Source organism: Bradyrhizobium sp. WCU1 (assembly GCF_053474805.1).
The window spans coordinates 3658848-3680958 of sequence record NZ_CM130280.1 but is presented as its reverse complement, the minus strand read 5'-3'; the positions used below and the strand labels follow the sequence as shown (position 1 = coordinate 3680958).

General features: G+C 64.0%; 29 protein-coding genes. 13 read left to right on the top strand and 16 right to left on the bottom strand.

Annotated elements, in window-relative coordinates; all coding sequences use genetic code 11:
- Nucleotides 1–40: 40 nt before the first annotated feature.
- Nucleotides 41–253, top strand: a complete 213-nt coding sequence (locus ACTUWL_RS17145) for a hypothetical protein (protein WP_021078826.1) — start codon at nucleotides 41–43, stop codon at nucleotides 251–253.
- Nucleotides 254–302: 49 nt separating this feature from the next.
- On the opposite strand, the gene ACTUWL_RS17140 is transcribed toward ACTUWL_RS17145, so the two are convergent.
- Nucleotides 303–890, bottom strand: a complete 588-nt coding sequence (locus ACTUWL_RS17140; protein ID WP_021078827.1) for a hypothetical protein — start codon at nucleotides 888–890, stop codon at nucleotides 303–305.
- A 160-nt stretch (nucleotides 891–1050) separates the two neighbouring features.
- On the opposite strand from ACTUWL_RS17140, the gene ACTUWL_RS17135 reads away from it, so the two are divergent.
- Nucleotides 1051–1344, top strand: a complete 294-nt coding sequence (locus ACTUWL_RS17135; protein ID WP_021078828.1) for a DUF1330 domain-containing protein — start codon at nucleotides 1051–1053, stop codon at nucleotides 1342–1344.
- A 75-nt stretch (nucleotides 1345–1419) separates the two neighbouring features.
- On the opposite strand, the gene ACTUWL_RS17130 is transcribed toward ACTUWL_RS17135, so the two are convergent.
- Both ACTUWL_RS17130 and ACTUWL_RS17125 read right to left on the bottom strand, forming a co-directional pair.
- On the bottom strand, nucleotides 1420–1761 hold the full coding sequence (locus ACTUWL_RS17130; RefSeq protein ID WP_021078829.1) for a hypothetical protein: 342 nt from the start codon (nucleotides 1759–1761) through the stop codon (nucleotides 1420–1422).
- Between the two features lie 127 nt (nucleotides 1762–1888).
- Nucleotides 1889–2131, bottom strand: coding sequence for a hypothetical protein (locus ACTUWL_RS17125; protein ID WP_021078830.1), 243 nt, complete (start codon nucleotides 2129–2131; stop codon nucleotides 1889–1891).
- Nucleotides 2132–2384: 253 nt separating this feature from the next.
- Here ACTUWL_RS17125 and ACTUWL_RS17120 point away from each other — a divergent pair, with 253 nt between their 5' ends.
- Nucleotides 2385–2657 carry a hypothetical protein gene (locus ACTUWL_RS17120; RefSeq protein ID WP_021078831.1) on the top strand — a complete coding sequence of 91 codons (273 nt, stop codon included), beginning with the start codon at nucleotides 2385–2387 and terminating at the stop codon, nucleotides 2655–2657.
- Between the two features lie 30 nt (nucleotides 2658–2687).
- Here the strand turns inward: ACTUWL_RS17120 and ACTUWL_RS17115 are convergent, their stop codons facing one another.
- The 5 genes from ACTUWL_RS17115 to ACTUWL_RS17095 all read right to left on the bottom strand — a co-directional run bounded on the left by ACTUWL_RS17115 (nucleotide 2688) and on the right by ACTUWL_RS17095 (nucleotide 5756).
- Nucleotides 2688–3284, bottom strand: coding sequence for an HdeD family acid-resistance protein (locus ACTUWL_RS17115; protein WP_021078832.1), 597 nt, complete (start codon nucleotides 3282–3284; stop codon nucleotides 2688–2690).
- A gap of 68 nt (nucleotides 3285–3352) precedes the next feature.
- The gene (locus ACTUWL_RS17110; protein WP_021078833.1) at nucleotides 3353–3742 is read right to left on the bottom strand and encodes a PRC-barrel domain-containing protein; all 390 of its coding nucleotides are present in this window, start codon (nucleotides 3740–3742) and stop codon (nucleotides 3353–3355) included.
- A 79-nt stretch (nucleotides 3743–3821) separates the two neighbouring features.
- On the bottom strand, nucleotides 3822–4238 hold the full coding sequence (locus ACTUWL_RS17105) for a hypothetical protein (protein WP_021078834.1): 417 nt from the start codon (nucleotides 4236–4238) through the stop codon (nucleotides 3822–3824).
- Nucleotides 4239–4352: 114 nt separating this feature from the next.
- Nucleotides 4353–5414, bottom strand: coding sequence for an AraC family transcriptional regulator (locus ACTUWL_RS17100; RefSeq protein ID WP_146160373.1), 1062 nt, complete (start codon nucleotides 5412–5414; stop codon nucleotides 4353–4355).
- Nucleotides 5415–5429: 15 nt separating this feature from the next.
- Nucleotides 5430–5756, bottom strand: coding sequence for a hypothetical protein (locus ACTUWL_RS17095; RefSeq protein ID WP_035651290.1), 327 nt, complete (start codon nucleotides 5754–5756; stop codon nucleotides 5430–5432).
- Between the two features lie 101 nt (nucleotides 5757–5857).
- On the opposite strand from ACTUWL_RS17095, the gene ACTUWL_RS17090 reads away from it, so the two are divergent.
- The 3 genes from ACTUWL_RS17090 to ACTUWL_RS17080 all read left to right on the top strand — a co-directional run bounded on the left by ACTUWL_RS17090 (nucleotide 5858) and on the right by ACTUWL_RS17080 (nucleotide 7929).
- The gene (locus ACTUWL_RS17090; RefSeq protein WP_021078837.1) at nucleotides 5858–6256 is read left to right on the top strand and encodes a metallopeptidase family protein; all 399 of its coding nucleotides are present in this window, start codon (nucleotides 5858–5860) and stop codon (nucleotides 6254–6256) included.
- A 187-nt stretch (nucleotides 6257–6443) separates the two neighbouring features.
- The gene (gene leuD / locus ACTUWL_RS17085) at nucleotides 6444–7046 is read left to right on the top strand and encodes a 3-isopropylmalate dehydratase small subunit (RefSeq protein ID WP_021078838.1); all 603 of its coding nucleotides are present in this window, start codon (nucleotides 6444–6446) and stop codon (nucleotides 7044–7046) included.
- A gap of 94 nt (nucleotides 7047–7140) precedes the next feature.
- Nucleotides 7141–7929, top strand: a complete 789-nt coding sequence (locus tag ACTUWL_RS17080; RefSeq protein ID WP_021078839.1) for a hypothetical protein — start codon at nucleotides 7141–7143, stop codon at nucleotides 7927–7929.
- A 168-nt stretch (nucleotides 7930–8097) separates the two neighbouring features.
- Here the strand turns inward: ACTUWL_RS17080 and ACTUWL_RS17075 are convergent, their stop codons facing one another.
- On the bottom strand, nucleotides 8098–8976 hold the full coding sequence (locus ACTUWL_RS17075) for an HpcH/HpaI aldolase/citrate lyase family protein (protein ID WP_021078840.1): 879 nt from the start codon (nucleotides 8974–8976) through the stop codon (nucleotides 8098–8100).
- 145 nt (nucleotides 8977–9121) lie between these two features.
- Here ACTUWL_RS17075 and ACTUWL_RS17070 point away from each other — a divergent pair, with 145 nt between their 5' ends.
- Nucleotides 9122–9778: a carbonic anhydrase gene (locus tag ACTUWL_RS17070; RefSeq protein WP_021078841.1), complete on the top strand. Its 657-nt coding sequence runs from the start codon at nucleotides 9122–9124 to the stop codon at nucleotides 9776–9778.
- 9 nt (nucleotides 9779–9787) lie between these two features.
- Here the strand turns inward: ACTUWL_RS17070 and ACTUWL_RS17065 are convergent, their stop codons facing one another.
- The gene (locus ACTUWL_RS17065) at nucleotides 9788–10339 is read right to left on the bottom strand and encodes a TIGR00645 family protein (protein WP_021078842.1); all 552 of its coding nucleotides are present in this window, start codon (nucleotides 10337–10339) and stop codon (nucleotides 9788–9790) included.
- A 25-nt stretch (nucleotides 10340–10364) separates the two neighbouring features.
- Complete coding sequence (locus ACTUWL_RS17060; protein ID WP_021078843.1) at nucleotides 10365–11399, bottom strand: aspartate-semialdehyde dehydrogenase; 1035 nt, start codon at nucleotides 11397–11399, stop codon at nucleotides 10365–10367.
- Nucleotides 11400–11514: 115 nt separating this feature from the next.
- On the opposite strand from ACTUWL_RS17060, the gene ACTUWL_RS17055 reads away from it, so the two are divergent.
- Together ACTUWL_RS17055 and ACTUWL_RS17050 are read left to right on the top strand one after the other, a co-directional pair.
- Nucleotides 11515–12309, top strand: a complete 795-nt coding sequence (locus tag ACTUWL_RS17055; protein ID WP_106940268.1) for a hypothetical protein — start codon at nucleotides 11515–11517, stop codon at nucleotides 12307–12309.
- 177 nt (nucleotides 12310–12486) lie between these two features.
- On the top strand, nucleotides 12487–12894 hold the full coding sequence (locus ACTUWL_RS17050; RefSeq protein WP_021078845.1) for a hypothetical protein: 408 nt from the start codon (nucleotides 12487–12489) through the stop codon (nucleotides 12892–12894).
- Nucleotides 12895–13040: 146 nt separating this feature from the next.
- Here ACTUWL_RS17050 and leuB read toward each other — a convergent pair whose 3' ends face one another.
- Nucleotides 13041–14153 carry a 3-isopropylmalate dehydrogenase gene (gene leuB, locus ACTUWL_RS17045; protein WP_021078846.1) on the bottom strand — a complete coding sequence of 371 codons (1113 nt, stop codon included), beginning with the start codon at nucleotides 14151–14153 and terminating at the stop codon, nucleotides 13041–13043.
- A 149-nt stretch (nucleotides 14154–14302) separates the two neighbouring features.
- Between leuB and ACTUWL_RS17040 the strand changes: the two genes are divergently transcribed.
- The 3 genes from ACTUWL_RS17040 (at nucleotide 14303) to ACTUWL_RS17030 (ending at nucleotide 17227) form a co-directional block, all read left to right on the top strand.
- Nucleotides 14303–15166, top strand: a complete 864-nt coding sequence (locus tag ACTUWL_RS17040) for a DMT family transporter (protein ID WP_021078847.1) — start codon at nucleotides 14303–14305, stop codon at nucleotides 15164–15166.
- A gap of 89 nt (nucleotides 15167–15255) precedes the next feature.
- Nucleotides 15256–16437, top strand: a complete 1182-nt coding sequence (locus ACTUWL_RS17035) for a YbfB/YjiJ family MFS transporter (RefSeq protein WP_021078848.1) — start codon at nucleotides 15256–15258, stop codon at nucleotides 16435–16437.
- 70 nt (nucleotides 16438–16507) lie between these two features.
- A complete protein-coding gene (locus ACTUWL_RS17030) occupies nucleotides 16508–17227 on the top strand; it encodes a hypothetical protein (RefSeq protein WP_021078849.1) in 720 nt (239 codons plus the stop codon).
- 32 nt (nucleotides 17228–17259) lie between these two features.
- Here ACTUWL_RS17030 and ACTUWL_RS17025 read toward each other — a convergent pair whose 3' ends face one another.
- The 3 genes from ACTUWL_RS17025 to ACTUWL_RS17015 form a co-directional block, all read right to left on the bottom strand.
- Nucleotides 17260–18045: a molybdopterin-binding protein gene (locus ACTUWL_RS17025; protein ID WP_021078850.1), complete on the bottom strand. Its 786-nt coding sequence runs from the start codon at nucleotides 18043–18045 to the stop codon at nucleotides 17260–17262.
- A gap of 11 nt (nucleotides 18046–18056) precedes the next feature.
- Nucleotides 18057–18689: a cytochrome b/b6 domain-containing protein gene (locus tag ACTUWL_RS17020; RefSeq protein ID WP_021078851.1), complete on the bottom strand. Its 633-nt coding sequence runs from the start codon at nucleotides 18687–18689 to the stop codon at nucleotides 18057–18059.
- Between the two features lie 179 nt (nucleotides 18690–18868).
- On the bottom strand, nucleotides 18869–19423 hold the full coding sequence (locus ACTUWL_RS17015; RefSeq protein ID WP_021078852.1) for a fasciclin domain-containing protein: 555 nt from the start codon (nucleotides 19421–19423) through the stop codon (nucleotides 18869–18871).
- Nucleotides 19424–19746: 323 nt separating this feature from the next.
- On the opposite strand from ACTUWL_RS17015, the gene ACTUWL_RS17010 reads away from it, so the two are divergent.
- On the top strand, nucleotides 19747–21147 hold the full coding sequence (locus ACTUWL_RS17010; RefSeq protein ID WP_021078853.1) for an MFS transporter: 1401 nt from the start codon (nucleotides 19747–19749) through the stop codon (nucleotides 21145–21147).
- Nucleotides 21148–21348: 201 nt separating this feature from the next.
- On the opposite strand, the gene ACTUWL_RS17005 is transcribed toward ACTUWL_RS17010, so the two are convergent.
- Nucleotides 21349–22110 carry an SDR family oxidoreductase gene (locus ACTUWL_RS17005; RefSeq protein ID WP_021078854.1) on the bottom strand — a complete coding sequence of 254 codons (762 nt, stop codon included), beginning with the start codon at nucleotides 22108–22110 and terminating at the stop codon, nucleotides 21349–21351.
- Between the last annotated feature and the right edge of the window lies 1 nt (nucleotide 22111).

The window sequence follows — 22111 nt, the reverse complement described above, 5'->3', positions numbered from 1 at the left end:
TGCCTCCTTGCGAAACAAGCCTTCGCTGGGAGTGCGTGCCGTGGCCGACAAACCCGAATTCGTCGATATGATCAGCGAGGCGACGCGGCAGAAGCACCGCCGTCGCGGAGCAGCGCGCATCATCGATCCGCTTCCCGAGGTCAAGGAGACCTCCCGCCTCAGCCATTGGCCGCCGGAGCGGTGGACGCAATGGCGGATGGAGAACCTGACGCCCTGGAAGATCAAATCCTGGAAGCTGAAAAACTGGGATTAGCCTGAAAAGTGAACGGGCGCCGCGAGGCGCCCGCTGTCGTTTTCAGGCGTCACCAGTAGACCCGGTACGGCCGCCAATAGTGCCGGTGATGCCACCACGGCCGGCAGATTCGGCGCGGCCCGTAATAGGTCCAGATCACCCGGCAACGATGGTGATGGTAATAGGCCGGGTAATAATAGGGATAGTAGGACGATCCGTAGAAGTAGCGGCGATGGTGGAAGTGCCGCCGGTAATAGGGCCGGTAGCCGTAACGGTAACCGCCGCCATGGAAACGGTGGTAGCCACCATAATGGCGATGGAAGCCGCCATAGCGATAGCCGCCGTGAAACGCCGGCGCGGCGCGGAAGCCGCCACCATGGAAGCCGCGGAAACCGCCGCCATGGAAACCACCGCCGTGAAATCCACCGCCGTGGAAACCACCGCCATGAAATCCGCCGCCGCCGTGACCGCCGCCACCGCCATGCCGAACCTGGGTCGTCATGGCATCGGCCGCAGATTTTGCCGCGGGCACGGTGCCCGGGCTCGCCACCGACAGCGCTTCGGCGCGTTGCTGCGAGGCGATCGACAATGCCAAGACCGCGGCCGCCGCAACACCGAGACGGCGCAGCAGCCCGCACCGCAAAGTGCTCTCCCTCATCTCTGATCCTCCCTGACAACAGCGATGACAGCCGCGCTGCATGGCAGCCGGTCGCATTGCGTTCATTGCAGTCGCTCCCGGCACGACGCTAGAAACGCGCAACTGAATGCGCCATGAACGCGCAAGGCGCGTGCGGCAAAAAGTCCGGAGGGGAACGTCGGTGACTGTCTATGTGATCGTGCAACTCAAGATGACCGACCGCGCCGCTTATGATCGGTATCAGGCACGCTTCTTCGATGTGTTCAGGAAGTTCAACGGGCGGCTGCTGTCGGCCGACGAACATCCCGCGGTCCTTGAAGGCAATTGGGACCGCGACAAGCTGGTGCTGATGTCATTCCCTGACGAGGCGGCATTCCGCGCCTGGTCGGAATCGCCCGAATACGTCGAGATCTCCCGGGATCGCAAGGCCGGTGCGCAAGGCATTGTGCTGCTAGCGAAGGGCTTTGCACCATGACACTGCCGAAGCGGCTCCGATTGGAGCCGCTCTCCTGTTGCGCCATTTGTGCCGCGCATCGTGCGACGTGGTTCGTCACCAGTACGGGCCGAACCCGAAGCCAAAGGTGAACGGCGCCGGCGCCGCGTAGGGGTAGGGCTGATAATAATAAGGCCGTCCATAGTAATAGGAGCCGTACGGCCGATAGGCCGGATAGGGCTGGTAGTACGGTCGGTAATAGGAACGGTAGCCGCGGTGATAATGGTGGCGGTGGTGATGGTAATGGCGATGATGGCGCTGGGCGCTGAAGTCCGTCGCCTTGCCCGCTTGCCCTTGTGCCGCAGCCTGCGGCTTGGCTGATGCCGCGGCCTTTGCCGAGGCCGGCGCCGTCAACGCGAATGCACAAGCGACAGCGGCAACACCGATCCATCTCATCATGATCAACTCCTGCAGATTGCGATCGAGATCATCTCGCGCGCGCGAATCTGCCGGTTTGATGGCTGAGAACGACGACAGGCCCGCTGCTCACGGGCCTGTGTCTCAACTGCGCTGATACGCCGCGCGATCAGCGGCGCCAGTGGCGGCGATGGCCCCAGCCACGGTGATGCCCGCGATGCCAGCCGCGGTGCCAGCCATGACCACGACCATGGCCATAGCGTACCTGCGTGGTGGTCTGGTTCGCATTGTCCTGAACCGTTGCGGCGGTGCCTGGCGTCGTGAGCGACATCGCGCTCGCGCGCTCGGCCGGCGCCGCCAAGACCAGCACGGCACCGATCGCCGCAAGCCCCAGAACCTTCATCACCTTCATGCGCTAATCTCCTTGATTGCTGGATGTCACGTCCTGCAACGACGACTCGCATTCGAATCGACCCCCGTTGCCGCGACGCAGATCGCAAGCACAATGCGGATGACGTGAGCGGGAAGTGAATAACTGCGCCACGATGATGAATGCCGCTGACGCGCTCAGGTTCCGCCGCAGCGCGTGATTTTTCGCGCGCTCGCGAAACCCGGCATCGGCTACCGTCGTATCTTGCGTGTTTCTGTTGCCGGAGATTGCCGTGATGCAATCGAACGTGAGCGGCCACCTGACATCTGCCGTAGGCACTGCTGTACAGGTTCCGGCAGACTCATCAGCAACGAGGCGACGCTTCGGATACCTCGCGCTGCTCGCGTCGGCGATCTGGCTGGTATCCGACATCGCAGCGGCATCGCAAGGCCCGGGCACCGGCACTGGCACCGCCGGCCCGCTGACGCGGCTCGCCATGGCCATCATCGTCTATGGCGCATCGGCGCTCGTGGTCGGTGCCGGACTGATCCGCGCGCTACGCAAATGACCCGAAATGTGCGCCGCTTCGGACCATGCTCTAGCCGCGCTTGTACTGCCGCAGCCGGAAGGCGAGCGCGATGTAGAGACAGCCGAAGAAGATCGCAAACCAGGCAATCATCCAGACTACCGCCAGAGCACCGGCGCCTGGCTGCACCATCAGAATGACGCCGAAGGCAATCGACAGGATTCCGTTGAGGATGAGCAGCCATTCGTTCTGCAGCACGCTGCGCAGCGCGATGGCGCCCCAGATCTGGGTTGCACCGATGACGATGGCCCAGGCGGCGATAAACATCAGCAGCACGACCGTGGTCATTCCGGTGTACCAGAACGCCACCACGCCGGCGAGGATGCTGGCGATGCCGCTGAGGCCCAGCCACCAACGCGGGCCGGCGTCGCCGCCGGAGGCGTTGAGGGCAGCCCATATCGCAATCACACCGTCGCTCAGCGCGTAGGCGCCCCACAGCCAGGTCAATGTGATCAGCGTCAGGCCGGGCCAAATGATCGCCAGAATGCCAAAGGCGACGGCGGCCAGGCCGCGCAACAGCAGAAGCCACCAATTATCCGCGAGTGAGCGCAACAGTCCAGGAAGAGGAAGATCGTTCCCCGGTCCGCTCCGAGCATGCGTATCAGCCATCATACGTCTCCATCGGGTTCTATCGGAGGCGCTTGCCGTTGCGGCAATCGCCTCCGTTGGGAAGCGATTCAGTTGGCGTATTCGAACGCGGGCGATGCCTTCAAGGCGTCCTTGGTCGCGCCGGGCAGGATCAGCTTTTCGCCATCCAGCTTGAACTGCGAGACCGGAACGGCGACGTTGTGCTTGGCGACCGCCAGGAACCCGCCGGCATTGATGATGGCGTAAGAGACCGACTTGTCGGGCGTGACGATGATGTCCTCGATCGCACCGATGCGCTCATCCATGTTGTTGTAGACCGGATGCCCCAGGATCAGACGCTTGGCGCTCCAGCCGACCGTCACGTCGCGCAGTTCGCCGTAACTGACGCCGAGCAGCGTCGATCCGGCGACTTGTGCCAGGGCAACGACCGGCATCGTCAAACCGATGCCGACGATGAAAACCATAATCCTACGCTTCATGAGAATCTTCCCGATGTGGTCACGTTGGTTATTGACCGGATCGGGGCCCAGTTGACGGGCCCCGCACAGCAGCGATGGGTTATTTCGCCGAAGCCGCGTCGGCATCCTGGCGGGCAAGCCAAGCCTCGAGCGAAGCCTCCTCCGCCTCGTCGAGGGCGGCGACGGCAACGTCCGAAGCGGCTGCGGCATACCGTTCGGCCTTGGCGGCGCGATCCTGCAGCTTGCTGAGTTCGCGGTTCGCCTTCCATTCGGCGATCCTGTCGCCGGTGGCGGTCTTCTTCTGATCGGCCCACTCCTTGATGTCGGCCTGAGCGGCCGCGATCTTGCTGCGGCCTTGTTCGACGCGCTTGTGAACCCGGTCGAGATGGCTCTGCACGTCCTGCTCGACGTGTGCCGCCTTGCCGCTGATCTTTGCCTTCAGACCCTCCAGGCCGCTGTCGGCCATGGTGAGCTTTTGCCGAAGATCTTCGCAGAACTGATCGATGCGTTCGCCCATTTTGAGCCTCCTGTCACGAGTCGGGATCGCAATCAGGAGTAGACGGCCGCGCGGTTCGCGAAACGGTTGGATCCGGCCAAACAACCGGTGCCATCCGGCCAATCGTTCGGCCGATCAGGCCGGCATCGCGGCTTTGCCGGAAATATTCCTGTAGGCTTGCGGTGCCGCGTTGGTCCAGCGGCGGAACGCCTGCCTGAAATTGGCGGCATCGCTGAAGCCCAGCGACTCCGAGATGGCCTCGACGGTCAGGTCGGTATCGCGCAGATATTTGATGGCCATGTCCATTCGCAACTGATCCACCAACTCGCGAAACGACGTGCCCTCCTCGCGCAGCTTCCGTCGCAGCGTGCGCTCGCCCATGTTTACGTCGTGGGCGATCTGAGCAAAGTTGAGCGGTCGCATCAGATTGGTCAGGAGGACGCGCCGGACCTTGCCGGCGACCCCGGCGCCAAGCTTGAGCTCATCCATCAGATGATCGCACAGCCCGACCACCGTCGCGTAGGTGATCTCGTTCCCAAGCCTTGGCGTGCCATCGAGCCAGGTCGCGTCAAACACGATCCGGTTGTCGGGTTGGCCGAACGACACCGGACATCCAAAGACTTCCGGATACTTCGCCGCATCGTCGGGCCGAGGGTATGTCACGTGGAGCTCTCTTGCCGCAAACGACGAGCCCATGACGTCGCGCTGAAGCGAGATGCAAATGCCGAACTGCGTTTCCAACACGAACCTGTAGAGGGAGGCATCCATGCGCGAATGCGGCATCGGATTGATGGTCCAGACTCCGCAACCGCCCTCTTCCTTGAAATGAAGTTCGGCGAGCGGCGTCGCGAGCTGATGGTACTTCTCGGCAAACTGCATGGTCTGGCGATAATCCATGCTGCTGAGGATCGCGAACCCATACATCCCATATGCCGAGAGATGAAACCGCAAGCCCGCGTGATATGAGAAGTGAGGATCGTGCGAGAGCCTGTCGGCGTTGCGGTAGCCCTCAATCACCTGATTGAGCGAGATCCGCGTCGCGGGCGAGGAGATTGCCTCACTGGAGAGGTGCACGCCTGCAAGCGCATCCCGCGCAGGGATTCCCTCCGCGGCCAGCGCGTCGATGATCATGGCGAGCTTGATGACCGGGTAAACCTTGTCGTCCGGGCCCGGCGGGATCATCGCGGCATCGGCCAAGCTGACGCCCAAGTCCTAGCCCGGCCGCCAGAAGCAGTTCATGCGCGGCGTGATCACGGTGCCGCTCGGCCGGTGCTCCTGCACATAGGTCGCGGTGCAATCGCGCACGGCGTTCGGACCGGGATTGTAGCGCGGGATCACATCCGGTTCCCAATGATCGGGCCGGGAGCGGTAGATCGGTACGCGCCTCAACCGGCGGTGCTCGACCACCCGCTCGCGTGCGACCGGCGCCGTCTCACCGATGCGCGCTTCAGCCGCCGCACTCTGCGCCCGGGCCCCTTCGGCCGGAAGCAGGAGCCCGACTGATGCTGCCAACAGCGCTGCCGCCACGATCCTTTTCATCACGCCACCCGAGCCCCGATTATCGGCCGCACGGTCTCCCATTGCGCCGCCAAGGTCAACTGCACTGGCGCCGCCGATAGCACTCGCGCTAAAGGAGTGTCATGTGGACCACAGCAAAGGCCCCCTCGCTGGCCGAGATGGAAGCCATGGCGCACGAGATTTTCGAGCGCCTGCCTCGGACGTTCCGGGCCCTCTGCGAGGGCCTGATCATCCGTGTCGACGACTTCCCGACCGACGAGGTGCTCGACGAGATGCAGGCCGAGAGCGAATTCGACTTGCTCGGCCTGTTTCACGGCATCGGCCTGCCGCAGCAGAGCCATGGCGACGTGGCCCGGCTGCCCAACCTGGTCTGGCTCTACCGCCGGCCGATCCTCGACTATTGGGCGGAACACGACGAGACCCTCGGCCACATCGTGCGCCACGTGCTGATCCACGAAATCGGCCACCATTTCGGCCTCTCCGACGCCGATATGGAGGCGATTGAGGCCGATGCGGGGTAAAGCGTTTTCGAGCGAAGTGGCCCCCGGTTCGCGTGAAGAAAACGCGTCAAAACAAGAATCTGGAGCCCGTTCCGCTCCATCGGAGCGGAATGGGCTCCAGCTTTGCAGAAATGAGCCTTTTACCGCTGTCACATTCGCGATAAACAACCGGCCCGTATCCCCTAGTTTTTGCCCGGGAAGAGCACCGATGGACAAGTTCACCACGCTGGAAGGCGTCGCGGCACCGCTGAAGATCATCAATGTCGACACCGACATGATCATTCCGAAGCAGTACCTCAAGACCATCAAGCGCACCGGCCTTGGCAAGGGGCTTTTCTCCGAGCAGCGCTACAAGGATGACGGCAGCGAGAACCCCGATTTCGTCCTCAACCAGTCCGCCTATCGCAATGCGAAGGTGCTGGTCGCCGGCGACAATTTCGGCTGCGGCTCGAGCCGCGAGCACGCGCCCTGGGCGCTGCTCGACTTCGGCATCCGCTGCGTGATCTCGACCTCGTTCGGCGACATCTTCTACAACAACTGCTTCAAGAACGGCATCCTGCCGATCCGCGTGTCGCAGGAAGACCTCGACAAGCTGTTCGACGATGCCGAGCGCGGCGCCAACGCGACGCTGACCATCGACCTCCCCAGCCAGGAGATCCGCGGCCCCGACGGCGGCAAGGTCAAGTTCGAGATCGATCCGTTCCGCAAGCACTGCCTGATCAACGGTCTCGACGACATCGGCCTGACGATGGAGAAGAAGAAGTCGATCGACAGCTTTGAAGCCAAGCTCAAGGAGCGTGCCTGGGCTTGAGCTCGGCGCATGATCATCGCGCCCCGGTGCCGTCAGGCGCCGGGGCTTTTCTTTGCAGCGCTACCCGTTCGCACACCAGTGATAGCTGACGCGCATGCTGCCTGACATCGTCACCTTCTGGCACGGTTCGATGGACGCGCTGCGCCGGACCTGCCTGCGCTCGCAGCTGGCGGCCGGGCACAAGGTCACCGTCTATAGTTTCGATCCCGTCCCCGGCCTGCCCGATGGCGTCGGCAATGCCGCAGCCGAAGCGGTGTTGCCATATGCGTTCTCGGAGAGGCTGCGTCCGGCCGAGCCGGACGGTTCGTGGCGCGACTGGACCATCCTGCAATTCAGCGACTTCTTCCGGATGCGGCTGATGAAGCAGCGCGCCGGCCTCTGGCTCGATGCCGATGTGCTGTTGCTCAAGCCCGTCGAGATCGACCCGGCAAAGCCCTATTTCGCCTGGGAGCGGCCGCGGCAGCTCGGCAACTCCGTGCTGTATCTGCCGCACAACGATCCGATCGTGCGCGCCTTCGAAGCGCTGATGCAGCAGGATGAGCTGACGCCGGACTGGCTGGCGCTGCGTCACCGCCTGACCTTCGCGATGCGCCGGCTGCGTGGCAAATCCAATCGCCTCTCCGACATCCGTGTCGCGATCTTCGGCCCGGCCGCGCTCACCGCGCTCGCGCGCCGCGAAGGCGAACTACAGCACGCGCTGCCGAAGCAATCGTTCTACGCGGTGCACGCCGAACCAAAACTGTTCTTCGAGCCGTCGGATTTTTCGCGCTATTTGAACGATCCGGGCATCATCGGCCTGCACATCTCGCCGAAGGGACGCGGCAAGGAGGCGCCAATCCCGGGCAGCCTCTATGCCTGGGCGGCGGAGAAGTTCGGCAGCTGACGCTCTCACTGCTGCACCCTCTCCCCTTGTGGGAGAGGGTCGCTTCGCACAGCGAAGCGGGGTGAGGGGTTCTCTCCACACGGGAGAATCTCGCAAGCGGAGACAACCCCTCATCCGGCGCTTCGCGCCACCTTCTCCCACATGGGGAGAAGGGAAGATCACCTGCCGCTAATGCCCCAACGCAGCGATCGCATCCGCGATCGCGATCGTGCGCTTGGCCATCTCGGCGTGCAGGCGCTCGACCATGCGGCCGTCGAGCTGGATCGCGCCGCGCGAGACGTTCTCCGGCTGTGCGAAGGCTGCGATGATCTTGCGGGCCTCGGCGACTTCGGCCTCCGGCGGCGTGAAGATCGCGTTGCACGCGTCGATGTGGCTCGGGTGGATCAGCGTCTTGCCGTCGAAACCGAGATCGCGGCCCTGCGCGCATTCCTCCGCGAAGCCGTCGATGTTGCTGATGTCGCCATAGGGGCCGTCGAGGATCTCGAGCCCGTGTGCGCGGGTCGCGAGGATGCAATGCGTGATCATCGGGATCATCGCCGCGCGTCCCGGCTTCATCCGGATCCGGGTTTCGCGCGCGATATCGTTCGGCCCGAACACGAAGCCGGCGAGCCGGATTTCGGAATCCTTCGATGCGGCCGCGAGCTTGTCGGCGTCGAGCACCGCGCGTGCGGTCTCGATCATGGCCCAGACCCGGATCGAGGCAGGAGCATTGATGTCGCTGAGGCGATCGGCGACAGCGTTGAGGTCGTCCACGGTGGAAATCTTGGGAACCAGGATGCCGTCAGGCTGCGCCTTGCCGGCCATGCCGATGTCGTCGACCCACCAGGGCGTATCGAGCGCGTTGATGCGGATCAGCACCTCGCGCTTGCCAAAACCCCTGGCGGCGACCGCCTTGGCGATCTGCTCGCGGGCGACGGCCTTGGCGTCGGGGGCAACGGAATCCTCCAGATCGAGGATAATACCGTCGGCGGGCAGCGTGCGGGCCTTCTCCAGCGCCCGTGCATTCGATCCCGGCATGAACAACAGGCTGCGGCGCGGGCGGATCATCGGCATTCTCCTGCGGGGCTTGGGCTCCGCCGCTGTCCATTGTTTGGGCATCGTGGCAGGAACCATGCTTCAGCGCTGCCGTATCATCTCAGGCGGCACGCCGAAAGTCTTGTCCCCGTCATCGGCATGTGGTTAGCCAGAGGCCATGAAATTCTTTCCGAAGCAGTTGATCGACGGCTACCGGACCTTCGCGACCCAGCGGTTGCCGACTGAACAGTCGCGCTATCGGGACCTGTCGGAACGCGGCCAGTTTCCCGAAACCATGGTGATCGGCTGCTGCGATTCCCGCGTCTCGCCCGAGGTGATCTTCGACGCGGGTCCGGGCGAATTGTTCGTGGTCCGGAACATCGCCAATCTGGTTCCGGTCTATCAGCCCGACAGCAACGCCCACGGCGTGTCGGCCGCGCTGGAATACGCCGTGACCGTGCTGAAGGTGAAGAACATCGTGGTGCTGGGCCATGCCCAGTGCGGCGGTATCCGCGCCTTCGTCGACAAGATCAAGCCGCTGACCCCCGGCGATTTCATCGGCAAATGGATGCAGATGTTCATCAAGCCGGGCGAGGTGGTCGAGCAGCGCGACCATGAGAGCATGCAGGACTTCGTCACCCGCATCGAGAAGGCCGCGGTGTTCCGCTCGCTGGAGAATTTGATGACCTTCCCGTTCGTCCGCGAACGCGTGGAGAACGGCGAGATGCAGCTGCACGGCGCCTATTTCGGCGTCGCCGAGGGCTCGCTGTTCGTGCTCGACCGGGTCGCCAAGGAATTCATCAGCGTCACTGAAGCCCTGAAGGCCGGCGAGTAGCGCTTTCGGCTACGCCTCGTCGTGAGCGTTGCCCCAGCGATCGGAGAGCGCAAGCAACAGCGCCGAGATCACGAACACCAGGTGCACGGCGACGAGCCACGTCATCCGCGTCGCGTCGAACGCGGAATCGATGTTCAGGAACGCTTCCAGCACGTGGATCGCCGAGATCGCGACGATCGAGGCCAGCAGCTTCTGCTTCAGCCCGGCAAAGTCGATCTTGGTGATCCAGATCGGCCAGTTCGGGTTGCCTGACGTGTCGATGCGCGAGACGAAGTTCTCGTAGCCCGAGAACACCACGATCAGAATGAGGTTGGCGACCAGCGTAACGTCGATCAGCGCCAGCGCGTCGAGGATGACTTCCGTCGACTTGTAGCCGGACGCATGCAGCACGAACTCCCACAGCATGCGCGCGAATTTCAGCAGCAGCACCGCGAGCGCCACGACCAGGCCGACATAGAACGGCGCCATCAGCCAGCGGCTGTTGAACAGCACATATTCGAAGCCGCGCATGATGCGCGGCGTCGCCGGACTTGCTGGGGTGGGAGCCGATTGTTCCGACATGGTTCCGACCCCGGTTTGATCTGCCTTACGCCGCTTTTTTCTTCGCGGTGATCAGCTTGCGGTTGATCAGGACCTCGGCGATCTGCACGGCATTGAGCGCCGCGCCCTTGCGCAGATTGTCCGATACGCACCAGAACGCGAGACCATTCTCCACCGTCGCATCCTCGCGGATGCGGCTGATATAGGTCGCGTCCTCACCGGCGGCCTCATAGGGCGTGACGTAGCCACCCGGCTCGTGCTTGTCGATCACGAGGCAGCCCGGCGCATTGCGCAGGATGTTGCGCGCCTCGTCCGCGGTGATCGGATTGGCGAACTCGACATTGACCGCCTCGGAGTGACCGACGAACACCGGCACGCGCACGCAGGTCGCGGTCAGCTTGATCTTGGGATCAAGAATTTTCTTGGTCTCCGCCATCATCTTCCACTCTTCCTTGGTGAAGCCGTCTTCCATGAAGACGTCGATCTGGGGAATGACGTTGAAGGCGATGCGCTTGGGAAACTTCTTATTGATCAGCTCGTCATTGGTGTAGACGGCCTTGGTCTGCGAGAACAACTCGTCCATCGCGTCCTTGCCGGCGCCCGACACCGATTGATAGGTCGACACCACGACACGGGTGATCGTTGCCTTGTCGTGCAGCGGCTTCAGTGCGACGACGAGCTGCGCGGTCGAGCAGTTCGGGTTGGCGATGATGTTCTTCTTGGTGAACCCGGCGGCCGCATCTGCGTTCACTTCCGGCACGATCAGCGGCACGTCCGGATCCATGCGCCAGGCCGACGAATTGTCGATCACCACAGCGCCGGCCGCGCCGATCCTGGGCGACCATTCCTTGGACACCGAGCCGCCGGCCGACATCAGGCAGATGTCGATGTCGGAGAAATCATAATGCTCGAGCGCCTTCACCTTCAGGGTGCGGTCGCCATAGGAGACCTCGATGCCGACGCTGCGGCGCGAGGCCAGCACCACGACCTCGTCGGCGGGGAATTTGCGCTCGTCGAGAATGTTGAGCATTTCGCGCCCGACATTGCCGGTCGCACCGACCACCGCGACTTTGTAACCCATCGTTCACTCTCCGACGAAATATGCCCGTTCCCCCGCTGCTCGCGGAAAGGGAAGAGGCAGCGCTTCTATGCGAGAAACCCCGTCAAGACAACGTTGCGTAGCTTTGAGCGTTTTGATGCATTTATTCCGGGCCGATCCGGCCGCACCCCATCATACGAGAAATCCGTCTGCGCTGACGAGCTTCGTCGACGAGGTGTATGCCACGCTCTCCGGGCTGTTTGCCTATGCCGCCGTGCTCGCGCTGTTCGTCGTCCTCGGCGCCTATCTATGGCGGCAGCTGCCCGACGCAACGGCGGTAGCGGCACCCGCTGCCGCGGGCTGGAGCCTGGCCGGCCGCCAAGCACCGGCCTTCGCCATCAGCAAGCTGGATCAACGAGATAAAACAGAGGCTTACGAAATCTTCCGGCATCCCGAGGGCGGCCGCAAGGATATCTTCCGGTGGGCCGACGCGGATGGCGTGCTGGCAGCCGAGCTGGAGATCTACCGTCCCGGCGGCGAGGCCATGGGGCCTGCGGTGACCGAGATTGCCGGGCGGCTCGACCCCGGCGGCGACCGCGGGCTCGAGGCCGCCGGCATCGTCGACAGCAAGTTCGGCAGCGTCACCCTGCTGCGCCCGGCCCGCCAGGACGGCAGCCGCGCCTGCCTCGGCTTCCTCAAGCAGGCCGACGCGCCCGACCTGAGAATTTCCGGCTGGACCTGCCAGGGCGACAGCCTGCCGGCCCGGCGCGCCGCGATCGTCTGCATGCTGAACCGCCTGACGCTGCTGGCTGCGGGCAACGATCCGCGGCTCGCCGCGCTGTTCGCGCATGCCGAGCTCAAGCGCACCGACTGCGTTACGTCCGGCCTGCCCGCTTTGTCGGCCGACTGGGTGACGGGCAACGAGAACCCGCTGCTGCGCGGCGCGCTTTGATGGCGAGACCGTGGCAAGGCACTGGTTTTCATGAAACTTTTGCGTCCGGACACGCATTATCTCGCCTGGTGTGGCGCAATTGACCTAGTGACGGCCTCCCCACCATGGCTACAATGTGTTCCAAGTGATTTTGGCGGACGCGCCAGCCCCCGACGGGGCCGTAATGACGAGGATGCGATGACCTTGAAACTCCCTGCCGCGAACAAGCTCGTGGTGTTGCTTGCTGCGGCTGCCGTCACCGCAACCGCGTTCGGCATGACCGCTGCCAGCGCGCAGGACACCCCGAGCAAGCGCAAGCAGCAAGAGCAGTATGACCGCGACGGCCGCCGCTATTACGGCGCGCAGGGCCCGAACCGGGTCTATCAGCAGGGCCCGCGTACCCGTGTCTATGTCACCACGCGCTCGTGGCTCGACGCCGGCACCGAAGTGCTGCCGGGCGACCGCAAGTTCAACGACTATGCGTACCCGCCGGATGTCGGCTATCCCTCGTTCGCGCGCGAGAACAACAACCGCCCGATCGATCGTCAGCCGCTCAGTCCGCCGTCCGACCTCGGCGGCTATCCGCGGACCTTCCCGCTGTACTGAGATTATTCGTCGTCCCAGAGCCCATAACCACCACAGCTTGCCGTAGGAGCAAGCTGTGGCTCCAGCATCGCGCCACACATCCAGTTGGGGTAATGGGTCCCGGCCTGCGCCGGGACGACATCGCATTTGTGGCTGCAGCGTAACCGTTACGCGTGCAGCTTCTGCAATTCCGTCAGGATCGCCTCGCCCATCTGCGCGGTGCTGACCGGCGTGGTGCCGGCCGACTTGATGTCGGCGGTGCGCAGGCCGCTGGCGAGCACGGCGGCAATCGCGGCATCGACCTTGTCGGCGAGATCGCCCATGCCGAACGAATAGCGCAGCGCCATGCCGAACGAGGCGATCATCGCGATCGGATTGGCGAGGCCTCGGCCTGCGATATCGGGCGCCGAGCCGTGCACCGGCTCATACAAAGCCTTGCGCTCCTTGGTCTTGGCGTCCTCCTTGCCGAGCGACGCCGACGGCAGCAGGCCGAGCGAGCCCGTCAGCATCGCCGCGATGTCGGACAGCATGTCGCCGAACAGATTGTCGGTCACGATGACGTCGAACTGCTTCGGCGTCTTGACCAGGTTCATGCCGCCGGAATCGGCGAGCTGATGCTCCAGCGTGACGTCCTTGTATTCGCGCGCATGGACCTGGGTCATGACCTCGTTCCAGAGCACGCCCGACTTCATGACGTTGCGCTTCTCCATCGACGTCACCTTGTTCTTGCGCTTGCGTGCCAGCTCGAAGGCAACGCGACCGATCCGCTCGATCTCGAAGGTGTCGTAGACCTGGGTGTCGATCGCGCGCTTCTGGCCGTTGCCGAGATCGGTGATGGTCTTCGGCTCGCCGAAATAGACGCCGCCGGTCAGTTCGCGCACGATCATGATGTCAAGGCCTTCGACCACCTCGCGCTTGAGGCTCGAGGCATCCGCCAGCGCCGGATAGCACACTGCCGGTCGCAGATTGGCGAACAGGCCGAGATCCTTGCGCAGCCGCAGCAGGCCGGCCTCCGGGCGCACCTCATAGGGCACGCTGTCCCACTTCGGACCGCCGACCGCGCCGAAGATCACGGCGTCGGCCGCATTGGCCTTGGCCATGTCGGCTTCCGAGATCGACACCTTGTGCGCGTCATAGGCGGAGCCGCCGACCAGGCCCTGCTCGGTCTCGAACCTGGCGATGCCCTGCGCATTCAGCCAGTCGATCACGCGCTGCACCTCGGCCATCACCTCGGGGCCGATGCCGTCGCCGGGGAGAAGCAGCAGTTTATGGGTCGCCATGGTCGTTACCTCATTCAATCGGGCATGCCCGTCATCGTCTGGCGCGAGTGCTAAAACGCCCCGCACCGATTGGCAAGGCACCCTGAGCAGGGCCAAAATGGCTCTTGAGCGAGCCAAACCGCGCCTCAAGAAGCCAACAAGACGGACTCATGACCGCAGCCATTATCTACGCCTTCGCCTCGGCCATTTTCCTCGGCGCCGGCGTGGTGCTGGCGCAGCTTGGGCTACGCACCGTCGAACCGCTGTCGGGCGCCGCGATCAGCGTGCCCTCCTTCACCTTGCTGTTCCTGCTGCTGTCGCCGCTGATCCTGCAAGGCGAGCCGGTGGTCTGGCGGGCCTTGCCGATCTTCATGGCGATCGGCCTGTTCTTCCCGGCCTCGCTGACGCTTTTGACCTTCGCCTCGAACCGGGCGCTCGGGCCGGTCATCACCTCGACGCTCGGCAATCTGGCGCCGCTGTTCGCCGTCACCGCCGCTGTGATGCTGCTGCAGGAGCCGCTGCACCCGCAGCAGCTACTCGGCCTCGTCGTCGCGGTCGCAGGCGCCGCCGTGATCACCGTGACCCGGCCGCGCGACCTCGGGCATTGGCGCAGCTGGGCCCTGCTGCTGCCGCTCGCGAGCGCGCTGGTGCGCGGCATCGTGCCGCCGATCGCCAAGCTCGGGCTGGCCGTCTGGCCGAGCCCGCTCTGGGCTTGCCTGGTCGGCTACGTCATGTCCTCGCTGGTGGTGCTGACGGTGCAACGGATCCGCAAGGGCAGCTTCCTGGTGCAGGCGCCGCGCGAGGGGCGGCTCTGGTTCATGCTGACCGGGATCAGCAACGGGCTCAGCGCGCTCAGCCTGTTCGCCGCGGTCCGCAACGGCCCGATCACGCTGGTGGCACCGCTCGCTGCGATCTACCCGCTGGTGACCGTGGCGATGAGCGCTGTCATGCTCAAGCATATCGAGATCACACCGCGGATCGTCGCCGGAACCCTGCTGACCGTCGCCGGCGTCGCGCTGGTCCTGATCGCCTGATTGCCCGATACGCAAGACAGTGTTGCCGCCCGCGGTGCTGGGCAGGACCGCCGCGGCCTGCCAGAATGGCGCTATTGCCGGAGTGAATTGTGAGAGCCCCCGCCCCATCCTACGCGCATGCCGCGCGGCTGATCCTGATTCTATCGCTTGCACCGACGGTCGGTCTCGGCATCGGCCGTTTCGCCTATTCGCTGGTGCTGCCTGATATGCGTGAGCAGCTGGCCTGGTCGTATTCCGCCGCCGGCTTCATGAACACGATCAATGCCGCCGGCTATCTGGTCGGTGCGCTGTGCGCCTCGCGCCTGATTCAGCGCTTCGGGCTCACCGCGTCGGTGCGCTGGTCGACGGTGGCCTGCGCGCTGTCGCTGGCGCTGTGCGCCATCTCGGGCAATTTTGCCGTGCTGAGCTTTGCCCGCCTGCTGGTCGGCTTCGCCGCCGCGATCGGCTTCGTCGGCGGCGGCGCGCTGGCGGCAACCATTGCGCAGTCGCGGCCGGAGCGCGCCAACTTCCTGCTCAGCCTGTTCTATGCCGGGCCGGGCGTCGGCATCCTCGCATCCGGCCTGATCGCGCCGTTCGTGCTGCAGGGTTTCGGCGCGGGCTCGTGGTGGATCGTGTGGTGGGCGATGACCTTGCTCTCGGTGATCATGACCGTGCCGCTGTGGCTTGCGCCGTTCCACGCCGACGCGACCGCCGGCGGCTTCGTGCGGACCAAGTTCGCGATCACGCCGGTCCTGATCTACCTCGCCGCCTACTTCCTGTTCGGCGCCGGCTACATCGCCTACATGACGTTCATGATCGCCTATGTCCGCGACGGTGGCGGCGGCGCGGTGGCACAGAGCGCGTTCTGGAGCCTGATCGGCGTCAGCGCCTTCGTCACGCCCTGGGTCTGGCGGCGCGTGCTGGCGCTCGACCGCGGCGGGCTCGCCACCACGATCATCCTCGGCGTCAATGCGCTCGGCGCCAGCCTGCCGATCTTCGGGCATTCGCCGCTGCTGCTGGCGGTCTCGGCGTTGGTGTTCGGCGTCGCCTTCTTCGCTGTGGTCGGCTCGACCACCGCCTTCGTACGCTTCAACTACCCGCCGCAATCCTGGCCCACCGCGATCGCGGCCATGACCATCGCCTTCGGCATCGGCCAGACGCTCGGCCCGATCGTAGTCGGCGCGATCACGGATGCGGTCGGCAATCTGTCGGTTGCGCTCAACGTCTCGGCCGCGATGCTGATGCTGGGTGCGACATTATCGGCGTTTCAGCCGCGGCTCGGTCGGCAGTAAAGTGTCCTCAAGAGCGGATCAACGCTGCGCGCAGTACAGCCGTTGAATTTCCTCATTTTGAAGGTCCGACATGCGCATCCCGGCCTTGATTTTCTTTCTCTCGCTCTGCGGCGGCGCGCCCGCGTGCGCCCAATCACCCGCGCAAATCGACGCGATTCATTGCAAGGCCGACATCTCGACACGACGCCCTGACGTCGCAGCACTCGAGGCGAAGTGCCTTTCCCGGATGAAGGGCATCGCCGTACGCAGCGGCGATGCACTGCGCATCTCGCTCCAGAATGGAAAGACCAAATCACTCTTGAGCAACAATCGTGCCTGCGAGGAAGGCAATGCGGAAAAATGCGTCGACTATCGACTCGAAGCATACTACCCCGGATTGCACTTGTTCGTCCTGACCGCCCGCCTCTACGAGGCAAATTCGGTTCTCGTCGTAAACGGGACGACGGGCGCAGCCACGAATATGGATGACTCGCCGCATCTTTCGCCGAATGGCGAACGTCTGGTCGTCGCATTCAGCAGCGAAGCCTGGAGTACGGATCGAGATATCGCGGTCTACCGGATTGAGAATGGCGCGCTTCGCCTGGAATGGAGCTACAAGGCCAAGGACTATGAACAGTGGAAGTTCGTCGCCTGGGATGGCGACGCCCGCATCAAGCTTCGCGTGACGTTGCACGGGGAAGACCAGTCCGGCGGGTTGACGACGCGCGATGCGGACCTGCAGCTGACCGATGCAGGCTGGCGCTTGAACAAGCGCATGCTCCCGTCACCAAAGGCCACGGCGGTCAAGTAGCAGACGATGCGCCGTGCCGGCGCACGCGGCAGTCAGCTTCCGCTGAACGAATTGTAGCCCTGATCTTCCCAGTAGCCGCCCTTGTAGTCGTTGGTGACTTCCATCGAGAGCACGTATTTCGGGTTCTTGAAGCCGAGCTTGGTCGGCACCCTGATCTTCATCGGAAAACCGTAGGCGCGCGGCAGGATCTGGTCGGCGAATTTGAACGTCATCTGGGTCTGCGGATGCAGCGCTGTGCGCATGTCCAAGGGTGAATTGTAGCCGTCCTTGTCAGCGCACTGGAACCAGACATACTTCGCCCGCGTGTCGGCGCCGACGAGCTTGAGGAAGTCGCGGAGCGGTGTTCCGGTCCAGCTGCCGATCGCGCTCCAGCCCTCGACGCAGATGTGGCGCGTCACCTGCTTGACCTGCGGCAGCTTGTACAGTTCGTCGAGCGTCCACGACTTCTTGTTGTCGACCAGCCCGCGCACCTCGAGCTTCCAGTCCGCCGCCGCGACGACAGGCGCATCGTCAAGGTCGTAATACGCGTTGAACGGGAACGGTTTGGTGATCATGCTCTCGGGGAAGGTCGGCGCCAGCGCATCCGGATTGAACATCCAGGCCTGCACCGCGTCGTTGAACTTCGAGACCCTCTTCAGCAATTCCTCGGCCGACGAGGAATCGACCACGTCGCAGCCGGTCAGCAGCGTCAGCGCACCGAGGCTGGTGCCCGCCGTGATGAAGCGGCGGCGCGTCAGTTCCGGCATCGTCTTCACCGCGTCGCGGACCAGCAGCTTCTTGTCGACACCGGGGATCAGGAGATTACGGAGACGGCCCATTTTATCCTCCCTCAGCGTCCGATGATCATAGCGCGCAGGCTCTTCGGCACCAGCAGCGCGAGCGCGACATGGATCACCAGGAAGGCGACGATCAGCGCCATGCAGGTGAAGTGGACATAGCGGGCGATGTCGTAGCCGCCGAACAGCGACACCAGCCAGTGCAATTGCACCGGCTTCCACATCGACAGGCCGGACAGCACGATGACGACGCCGATGGTGATGATGCCGGCATAGAGCAGCTTCTGCACCGAATTGTACTTGCTGAGATCGTCATGCGACAGCTTGAAGGTCAGCGCCGCCTTGGTGTCGGCAATCACGCCACCGGGAGTGATCGGCAGCAGCTTCTTGCGGAAGCGGCCGGTCGCAAAACCCAGCGCCAGATAGGTCAGGCCATTGACCATCAACAGCCACATCGCGGCGAAGTGCCAGAGCAGCGCGCCGCCGAGCCAGCCGCCGAGCGTGATGCTGTGGGAGAACGTGAAACTGAACAGCGGCGAGGCGTTGTAGATCTGCCAGCCCGACATGATCATCAGGATCATCGCGACGGCGTTGACCCAGTGCACGATCCGCACCCAGACCGGCTGGATCACCTTCGCCGGCGTTGCGGTTTCTGCCTGGTGGTCGCTGACGGCGAGGCTCGTCATGGAATGTCTCTGCTGGTGGTCGTTACCGGCTTATACGCCGGGAACCTGCGTTCCGTTACGGGGTCGCGCCTCATCAGTTCGATATACAGCTTCCCGTCTGGTCACAAAAATGCGAGCCGGGGCGAGGCTCCGGCTCGCATGTCGCAAGGCGTTCAGGGACTAAGCCGACCCGCCGGGTGTCAGGTCGCCGGCATCAGCACGGTGTCGACCACATGGATGACACCGTTCGACTGGTTGACGTTGGGGATCGTCACAATCGAGGTGCCGCCCTTCGCATCGACGATCAAGACCTTGCCATCCTGCTTCTTGACGGTCAGTTCCTCGCCTTCGGCCGTCTTCAGCTTCTTGCCGTCGGTGAGGTCGGAGGCCTCGAGCTTGCCGGGCACCACATGGTAGGTGAGGATCTTGGTCAGCGTCGCCTTGTTCTCGGGCTTGACCAGATTGTCGACGGTTCCGGCCGGCAGCTTCTCGAACGCCGCGTTGGTCGGCGCGAACACCGTGAACGGGCCCTTGCCTTCCAGCGTGCTGACCAGGCCGGCGGCCTTCACCGCGGCAACCAGGGTGGTGTGGTCTTTCGAATTGACCGCGTTCTGGACGATGTTCTTCGACGGGAACATCGCGGCGCCGCCGACCATCACGGTCTTCTCCTCGGCGCGGACCGGCGCCACGACGGTAGCGGCGATCGTGAGGGCGCTGAAGGCGGCGGCAGCGAGATAGGCAATACGCTTCGACATGGTTCGTCTCCCGGTGGGTAATCCTGCCGGCGCATCGGCACCGGCGATGAAGGGGCAACAACGGCGCGAATGGGTTGATGAAAGCGTCGTCGTTGGCCTGAGCTACGGGAGGTTTTCGGGGCGGTTTCCGAACATAATTCTTTGTGATTCCTGAAACCGGCTGGCTCGCGCTTCGTAGGCGCCACGCCGCGCGCTGCGTCGCGCATTCCATTCAGCGGAATGGTCGGGTGCGATGCCGCGAGCAATTTGCTTGCCGCCACCGCTCGATTGGTTCAGCCTGAGATTGCGGCACAGCTTCGCAGAGAGCAGTCGGGGGAGGCAGCATGAGCAGCATCACGGCTGACGGACACGCCGCGCCTACGGTGAGCGATGCGGATACCGATGTCGGTCCGCTCGAACAGAAACACCTGCAATACGCCAACTACCGCGCCGTCGCCGGCAGCACCGAGCTGACGAAGACCCATTGGCACATCGCCACCGCCAACGCGCTCGGCTGGGGCTTCGACGGCATGGACGGCGTGATCTTCGCGCTGATCTCGCCGATGGTGATCAAGGAATTCCAGCTCACCCTGCCGGAGTATCGCTCCGGCATGCAGATCGCGCTGTTCGTCGGCATCGCCGGGCTCTATTTCTGGCCGTGGCTCGCCGACCGCTACGGCCGCCGCACACTGCTCGCGGTCAACATCGCGCTGTTCTCGCTGCTGATGCCGGTTGCGGCGCTGTCGCCGACATTCGCAGTGTTCGTGATCGCGCGCTCGCTGCTGTTCTTCGCGCTCAACGGCGAATGGTCGCTCGGCTCGATGCTGGTGGCGGAAACCTGGCCGGCGCGGCTGCGCGGCCGCGTCATCAGCATCACCCGCTCGGCCTGGTGCATCGGCGCCACGCTCGCCGGCGCGATCACCGGTCTCGTCGCCGCCAATTTCGGTTGGCGCATCGCCGTGATGGTGCCCGGCGTGATCGCGCTGCTGGCGATCTACATCCGCTCGACCTGTCCGGAATCGCCCTATTGGGTGCGCTCGCAAGACCGCAAGCGGCGTATCTCGGAGACGCTGGCACGCGGCGGCACGGTCAGCGACGACGACCGCAACTGGTTCACAAAGGCCAAGTCGGTCGGCATCAGCCAGGTGTTCATGCCCGACGTGCTGCCTTCGACATTGGTCGCACTGTTCGTTGCCTGCGCCTCGACCTGCATCTACGGCACCGTCGGCGCCTGGATGCCGCTGTACCTGTCGACCGAGAAGCACTGGTCGACCACCGAATACAGCCTCTTCTATGTGTTCTACGGCCTGTGCGGCTTTCTCGGCCTCTGCCTGGTCGGCTGGCTGATCGACAAGATCGGCCGCCGCCGCACCTTCATCGTGACCCTGATCGAGGGCGCGATCTTCATGACGCTCTGGGTCTATTCCGAGGACCGCGTGCTGCTATGGGCGTTCGGCCTGCTCTGGTGTCTCGGCTTCCTCGGCTTCTGGGGACCGAGCACGACCCTGACGGCGGAGATCTTCCCGACCCGGATCCGCGGCGCCGCCAACGGCGTGGTCTGGGCGATCGCCTATCTGGTCGGCTTCGTGCTGTTTCCCTTCGTCTCGATCGCGCTGCAGCAGCACACCGGTTCGTTCGCGCTGGCGTTCCTCTGCATCCCCGTGCTGATGCTCGCGATGGCGATCGGTGTGTTCCTGTTCGTGCCGGAGCATACCGGCAAGGAGCTGAACGAAATCAGCGAGTGATCCGCTACTGATCCGTAGCGCGGATGCGCGGGGCCAAAATATCGAAAAACAACCCCATGCAAAGCAGCCGACGGCGGGCCGCCGTCCGACGGCAGCTTGACACGTCGGGCAAATCAGGGATACATTTCCAATATTCCGAAATCGTGCAAGTGCCCCCTCGCCCGCCCCCCCTTTCAGGAGGACGGAGAGGACGGACCGCGCTTAATCCCTGTTCGCCGGCGTTTGAATGAATCCGCGGTTGTGCGTCGGGCTGATCAGGATCTCGTTCATGCAGACCCGCGCCGGCATGCTGGCGACGAAGGCGATGGTGCGGCCGCAATCCTCGGGCTGCAGCATCTTGGCCTGCTCGGCCTCGCTCGGCACCACCGGCCGCTGCTTCAGGATCGGGGTTGCGACCTCGCCCGGCGACAGGCAGCAGGCGCGCAGGCCGTTGACGCATTCGTCCATGTTGAAGGAATGGGTCAGCGCCAGCACCGCGTGCTTGGTCGTGGTGTAGGCCGGGCCCGGCATCTTCGAGACGTGGCGGCCGGCCCAGGAGGCGACGTTGATGATGCAGCCGTCCTGCTGCTTGCGCATCGTCGGCAGTACCGCCCGCATGCAATAGAGCACGCCGTTGAGGTTGACCTCGACCAGCTTGTCCCAGCCTTCCAGCTCCATGTCGGCCCAGCTGCGCTTCGGCACGTTGATGCCGGCGCTGTTGACCAGCAGGTCGATGCGGCCGTGTTTGGCGATGATCGTCTCGGCAGCCTTGTTGACGTCGGCCTTGTTGCTGACGTCGAGCGGGATCGCCTCGGCCTTGCCGCCCTTTTTCGTGATGTTGGCCACCACGCGGTCCAGCTCTTCCTTGCGGCGGCCTGAAATCACCACCGTCCAGCCGTCCGCCGCCAGGAATTCCGCCCCGGATTCACCGATTCCCGTTCCACCGCCGGTGACCCAGGCCACGCGTTTCCCATGATTTGTCATG